At 60.3% G+C, this 4389-nt stretch carries 4 protein-coding genes; all 4 read right to left on the bottom strand.

The genetic code is table 11. The features are described from left to right. Positions 1–96: 96 nt before the first annotated feature. A complete protein-coding gene (locus L0H65_RS15345; protein ID WP_301459916.1) occupies positions 97–1539 on the bottom strand; it encodes an ABC transporter substrate-binding protein in 1443 nt (480 codons plus the stop codon). Then, positions 1536–2555: an ABC transporter ATP-binding protein gene (locus L0H65_RS15340; protein WP_301459915.1), complete on the bottom strand. Its 1020-nt coding sequence runs from the start codon at positions 2553–2555 to the stop codon at positions 1536–1538. The genes L0H65_RS15345 and L0H65_RS15340 overlap by 4 nt, the downstream gene beginning before the upstream one ends. After that, complete coding sequence (locus L0H65_RS15335) at positions 2552–3532, bottom strand: ABC transporter ATP-binding protein (RefSeq protein ID WP_301459914.1); 981 nt, start codon at positions 3530–3532, stop codon at positions 2552–2554. The genes L0H65_RS15340 and L0H65_RS15335 overlap by 4 nt, the downstream gene beginning before the upstream one ends. Then, a partial coding sequence (locus L0H65_RS15330) for an ABC transporter permease (protein ID WP_301459913.1) occupies positions 3529–4389 on the bottom strand: 861 nt, incomplete at its 5' end. The genes L0H65_RS15330 and L0H65_RS15335, both read right to left, overlap by 4 nt.

Below are 4389 nucleotides of genomic sequence, written 5' to 3'. Positions count from 1 at the left end.
TCGGTGATCTTGCTGCCGGTTACCGCTATCCAGCCGTTCTCGATCACATCACGCGTTTGGTTCATTGTGTCTATGGTGGCATTTGTGAAAAGGGTATCAGGATGCATTGGCGTCCCCTGGCAACGGTGGCAGGCGTACAGCATCAATCACGCCGTCAGCGGGCATGGTGAAACCGGGGTTCTCGCCTGCAAGCCCGATGACGCGCAAGGGGTTGTAAAGCGTCAGCCAAGCGGGATCGTCTTGCAGCAGCTTATACGCATTTTGCCATATCCCCGCGCGGGCGGCGCGGTCGGTGGTGACGCGGCCCAGGTCGATCAACGCTTCGATTTCCGGGTTGGAATAGCCTTGCCACCAAGCGCCTTCGATGCGGCTGTCGATTTTCTCATACAGCACGCGGTAGGTACTCATCGGGCTGGAATCGAACACGCAGAGGTCGCGGATTTCCTTGCGGCGGACCATATGGGCGTAATCCTCCCGCTCCTTATGAAGATGGACGCGCAGGGTGATGCCGATGGTTGAGAGCTGTTCGGCAAGGGCGGCGGTCAGGCGTTCGGCTTCATCCGGCAGGCGGGTGGGGCAATCCACCTCCAGCGTCAACCCGTTTGCGTGACCTGCCTCTGCCAGCAATTTTTGGGCAAGGGCGCGGTCTTGTTTCGGGCCGGTGCCGGTGCCTGCGCCGAAATGGTTCGGGCTGATGAAACCGGGCAGGGGACGGGCGGCACCCTCAACCACGGTATCAATCAACGCGGGGCGGTCCAAAGCAAGGCTGAGGGCGCGGCGGGTGCGCGGATCAGCCAACGGGCCTTTGGCGGCGTTCAAAAGATAGATGATTGCCACGGGGGAAAGGAATTCATGCCGCCTCGCGCCAAGGCTGCGGGAGGTTTTGAAATCGAGGCTGTTGGCAACCTGCACTTCGCCGCTTTGCAGCAGAGCGAGGCGGGTGGTGGCATCCGGAACCAAGCGCCAAGCGATCGCGGCGTTTGCGGGGCGATGCGCGAAATGGGTTGCGGTTCGGGTGGCGGTAATCTGATCAGGTGTGATCTCGGTCAGTCGATAAGGGCCAGAGCCGATTTGCGCAGTATAATCGCGCGCATCCAAAGCGGCAAAAGCGGAGGGGGCAACGATGAACCCTTGTTCCAGCACATCGAGCAGATCGGCCATTGGCGCGGCAAGCGTCACGCGCAGGGTTGTCGCATCCAGCACGTCCAACCCCGCGCCGCCAAGATACTGCCGCCAGACCGCAGGCGCGCCGAGAGTGTATCCTTTGTCGGCGCGCGCCATTCGTTCCAGACTGGCAGCAACGGCGGTAGCATCGCAAGCGGTGCCATCGTGGAAGATCACATCAGGGTGCAAATGGAACGTCCAAACGCGGGCGTCATCCGACACGCGCCACTCCCGCGCCAGATGCGGTGCGAAATCCTGCCCCACACGGCGGATCAGCGTGTCATAGATCGCGTGATAAATAGTCAACTCATCACTGGCATCGGTGCAATCATGCGGGTCATGCAGGCCAAGGCGGGCTTGGGCGATGATGGTCATGGTTTGTCTCTTTCTGGCTCATCGGTCAGATGGCAGGCGACGGTCTGACCTTCCCCCACGTCTTGCAGTTTCGGGCGTTCTGCTGTGCAGCGATCCCATGCGAACGGGCAGCGGGTGCGGAAACAACAGCCCGACGGCAGGGTCAGCGCCGACGGCACTTCGCCGGTCAAAGTGATTTCCTCGCGGTCGCGGTGGGCCTTGATGCTGGGTGCGGCAGACAAAAGCGCGCGGGTGTAAGGGTGGCGGGGCCGTGAAAACAGCACATCGCGCGGCGCGTTTTCGACCATGAAGCCGAGATACATCACGCCAACCCGGTCGGCGATATGCTGGACCACCGACAGATCATGGCTGATGAACAGATAGGCGAGCCCGAATTCATCGCGCAAATCCATCATCAGGTTCAGGATTTGGGCTTGGATCGACACATCCAACGCCGACACCGGTTCATCCGCGATGATCAACCCCGGCGTCACCGACAGCGCCCGCGCAATGCCGATGCGTTGGCGTTGCCCACCAGAAAACTGGTGCGGATAGCGGCCCGCATGTTCCGCGTTCAATCCGACCTTGGCCAGAAGGGCTGCGATGCGGGCGGGAACTTCGCGCCGTTCTGCACCCTTCACCTGTTCCAACAAAGGCTCCGCCACGATGTCGCGTACTTTCTGGCGAGGGTTGAGCGAGGCATAGGGATCCTGGAAAATCATCTGCATCTTGGCGCGGATGGGAAGCAGATCGGTAAAGCCGAGCGTTGCGATATCCTGCCCCTCGATGCGGATTTCCCCTGCGGTGGGTTCGTAAATCCGCGCGATGGTTTTCGCCACCGTGGATTTGCCGCAGCCGCTTTCACCGACCAGCGCCATTACCTCACCCGGTTGGATGGCAAAGCTGACACCGTTCACCGCATGGACCACCGGGTTTTCAAAGCGCAAACCACCCGATATGCGCAGACGGTCCAGCATACTGCCACCGATGGGGAAATGCATCTTTAGGTCGCGGACTTCCAGCATCGGTTGCGTCATGCCAATTCCCCCGGTTGCAGCGGGAAGTGACAGGCAGAGGACAGGCTGGCATGGCGCGGGGCCAGTGCCGGTTCCTCCACGGCGCAGATTGCTTGGGCGCGCGGGCAGCGGTCGCGGAAGTTGCAACCTTTCGGCAGGTTGCGGATATCAGGCACCGTACCGGGGATCTGGCGCAGACGTGCTGCGCGATGTTCGGGGTCGGGGATAGAGTCGATCAAACCGCGCGTGTAAGGGTGTGAAGGGGTTTCAATGATGTCGCGCGTTGCGCCAGTTTCCACCACCTTGCCGCAATAAAGCACGGTGATGTGGTCGGCCATTTCCGACACCACCGCCAGATCATGCGTTATCAGGATCATCGACGCGCCTTTTTCTGCAATCTGGCGGCGCATCAGTTTCAGGATCTGGCTTTGGATCGTCACATCCAGCGCAGTTGTCGGCTCATCCGCGATGATCAGACGCGGCTTTGCCAGCAGCGCAATCGCAATGACCACCCGCTGCCGCATGCCGCCGGAAAACTGGTGCGGATAGGCGGTAAGCCGTTCGGCGGCGCGGCTGATGCCGACGCTTTCCAGCATCTCCACGCAGGCACTGAGGCGCTCCGGCGCGGTCAATTTGGTGTGCAGGCGCAACACTTCATCCATCTGGCGCCCGACGGTGTGCAAAGGGTTGAGCGAGGTCATCGGGTCTTGAAACACCATCGAAATCTCTTTGCCCCGGATCTGGCGCAAACGAGGCTCACCCGCGGTCACGAGGTCTTCGCCGTTCAGCAAAATCTGACCGCCCTCAATCTGACCGGGGCTGTCGATCAGGCCGAGAATCGAAAAGCCGACCACGGATTTGCCGCCGCCGCTTTCGCCGACCAATCCCATCACCTCACCCGCGCCAATCTCAAAACTCACACCATTCACGGCCTTGACCACACCGGAAAAGGTGTGGAACCAGGTGCGCAGGTTTTCGACTTTCAAAAGCGCGGTCATTTCAGCCTCGGGTTCAGTTCGTCGCGCAGGAAATCGCCGAACAGGTTGATGCCAAAGACCAGAACCATGATGGCAAGGCCGGGAAACACGGAGGTCCACCACAGCCCCGAAAACAGTACGTCAAAGCCATTCTTGATCAGCAAGCCAAGCGAGGGCTGGGTGATCGGAACGCCGACGCCGAGGAAAGAAAGCGAGGCCTCGATCAGCACGAATGTTCCAACCTGAATCGTCGCAATCACGATCAGCGGGGTCAGCACGTTGGGTAACACATGCTTGCGGATGATCTTGTGATTGGGCAGACCCGCGACCTTGGCCGCCTGTACATACTCTTTCCGGATTTCGGATAGGGTGGAGCCGCGAACGGTGCGGGCATAGACCACCCAGCCCACCGCCGTCAGTGCAATCATGACCTTGTCCACCCCGGTTCCGACCGCCGACATCAGGAACAGCGCAATCAGGATTGACGGAAACGAAAGCTGGATATCGGCGATCCGCATGATCACAGAATCCACGATGCCGCCGTAGAACCCCGCAACCAGTCCCAGAACCGTGCCGATCAGGCAAGAAGCCACCATCGCCACCACGCCGATGAACAGTGATATCCGCGCGCCGTAAAGGATCGAGGCCCAGACATCGCGGCCCTGCCCATCGGTGCCAAAGGGAAATCTGGGGTCGCCACCATCCAACCAGAACGGCGGCTTGTAGCTGTCCATCAAGTCCAGTGACGCGATATCATAGGGGTTTTGTGCCACCAGATAAGGGCCGACCAAGACTGCAAACAGAAAGCCCAGCATCAGAATGCTGCCGATGATCGCCGAAGAACTGCGGCGGTAGTTGTGGAAAAACTCGGAGCCAAG

The organism is Pseudorhodobacter sp., from assembly GCF_030452865.1.
Taxonomy (GTDB): domain Bacteria; phylum Pseudomonadota; class Alphaproteobacteria; order Rhodobacterales; family Rhodobacteraceae; genus Pseudorhodobacter.
The sequence above is the reverse complement of the archived record's forward strand: the minus strand, read 5'-3'. Positions and strand labels throughout refer to the sequence as shown.